General features: G+C 71.8%; 1 protein-coding gene. It reads left to right on the top strand.

Annotated elements, in window-relative coordinates:
• Positions 1–2,352 (top strand): condensation domain-containing protein (locus O9Y01_RS23110; RefSeq protein WP_269634006.1); only part of this gene is annotated, 2,352 nt, incomplete at both ends.

Consider the following 2,352-nt stretch of genomic DNA (forward strand, 5'->3'; position numbering starts at 1 on the left):
GGGGACGGGGTGGCGCGCGGCTATCTGAACCAGCCGCAGCTGACCGAGGAACGCTTCGTGGCGGACCCCTTCAGCGAGGAGGCTGGCGCCCGCATGTACAAGACCGGGGACCTGGGCCGCTGGTTGGCGGACGGGACCATCGAGTACCTGGGTCGCAATGACTTCCAGGTGAAGATCCGGGGCTTCCGGATCGAGCTGGGCGAGATCGAGGCCAAGCTGGCCGCGCTGGGTGCGGAGGACGCGGGCGATGTGGTGGTGCTGGCCCGCGAGGACGGTGCGGGAGACCAGCCGGGCGGCAAGCGCCTGGTGGCCTACTACACGGGCACGGCCAGCGCTGAGCAGCTGCGGGCGCAGGCCCAGGCCACGCTGCCCAGCTACATGGTGCCGGCGGCCTATGTGCAGCTGGCATCGCTGCCGCTGACGCCCAACGGCAAGCTGGACCGCAAGGCGCTGCCGGCGCCGGACGAGCAGGCCTGGAGCCGGCGCGCCTACGAGGCACCGCAAGGCGAGGTGGAGGCCACGCTGGCGGCCCTCTGGGCCGAGCTGCTGCAGATCGAGCGCGTGGGCCGCCATGACAACTTCTTCGAGCTGGGCGGGCACTCGCTGCTGGCTGTCCAGCTGGCGTCGCGCGTGCGCAAGTCCCTGGGCCTCGAGCTGCCCCTGGCCGAGCTCTTCGCCCATCCCGAGCTGGCCGCACTGGCGGCCCGTCTGCATGGCGCCGACCGTGCCGATGCTCAGCCCATCCCTCGGGCACCGCGCGAGCTGCCCCTGCCGCTGTCGCTGGCGCAGCAACGCCTGTGGTTCCTCTCCCGCATGGACGCTTCGGCCAGCCAGGCTTACCACATCAGCGGCGCCGTGCGCCTGCGCGGCGCGCTGGATGCAGCGGCCCTGCGCCAGGCCCTGCAGGCCATCATCGAGCGCCATGAGAGCCTGCGCACCCGCTTCGAGCTGATCGACGGCGAGCCGCGCCAGATCATCGAGGCCCAGGTGGCGCTGCCGCTGCTGGAGCTGCCAGCCAGCGGGCTGGACGACCCGCTGTTCGTCCGGCACGAGGCCGAGGCCTTCGATCTGCGCCAGGCGCCGGCCTTGCGCGTGCTGCTGGCGCGTCTGGGGCCGGATGACCATGTGCTGCAGATCGTGATGCACCACATCATCTGCGACGGCTGGTCCATCGGCGTGCTGCTGGCCGAGCTCAGCAGCGCCTATGCCGCGCAATGCGGCGAAGCCTCGCAGGCCCTGCCGGCTCTGCCCATCCAGTACGCCGACTATGCGGTCTGGCAGCGGGCCTGGCTGGCCGACGGGCGCCTGGAGGCGCAGACCGCCTTCTGGCGTCAGGCCCTGGCCGAGGCGCCGGTCCTGCTGGAATTGCCCACCGACCATGAGCGGCCGCTGCAGCAGGACTACCGTGGCGAACAGCTGGGTCTGCAGCTGGATGCACCGCTGAGCGCCGCGCTCAAGGCCCTGAGCCGGCGCCATGGCGTGACCCTTTACATGACGCTGCTGGCTGGCTGGGCGGCGCTGCTGGGCCGCCTGGCCTCGCAGACCGACGTGGTGATCGGCAGCCCCGTGGCGGGCCGCGGCCGTGCGGAGGTGGAGCCGCTGATCGGCTGCTTCATCAACACGCTGGCACTGCGCCTGAAGATGGACGATGAGCCGACGGTGGCCCAGCTGCTGGCGCACACCCGGGCGCAGGTGCTGGCCGCGCAGCAACACCAGGACCTGCCCTTCGAGCAGGTGGTGGAGGCCGTGCAGCCGCCGCGCAGCATGGCGCACACGCCCCTGTTCCAGGCGGCCTTCTCGTGGCAGAACCAGCCCGAGGGCGAGCTGAAGCTGCCGGGGTTGACGCTGGAAGCTGCGCAGCTGGAGCGCCGCAGCGCCCAGTTCGACCTGACGCTGACTCTGCAGGAGGTGGAGGGCGTGCTGGCCGGGCATATCGAGTACGCCGCGGCCCTGTTCGAACGCAGCACCATCGAGCGCTGGACCGGCCATCTGCGCACGCTGCTGCAGGCCATGGCGGCCGATGACAGCCAGCCGGTGGCGCGCCTGCCCCTGATGGGCCCGGCCGAGCGCCGCCAGGTTCTGGAGCAGTTCAACGCGACGGCGAGCGCCTACGAGCGCGAAGCCTGCGTGCACGAGCTGATCGAGGCCCAGGCGAGGCGCCAGCCGCAGGCGGTGGCGGTGGAGTACGAAGGGCAGGCCTGCAGCTATGCGCAGCTCAATGCGCAGGCCAACCGCCTGGCACGCCAGCTCAGGCAGCTGGGGGTGGGGCCGGATGCGCGGGTGGCGGTCTGCACAGGGCGCAGCCTGGCGATGGTGGTGGCGCAGCTGGCGGTGCTCAAGGCCGGTGGGGCG

Origin of the sequence: Pelomonas sp. BJYL3 (assembly GCF_027257975.1) — a bacterium.
Lineage (GTDB): Bacteria > Pseudomonadota > Gammaproteobacteria > Burkholderiales > Burkholderiaceae_C > Roseateles_B > Roseateles_B flavus.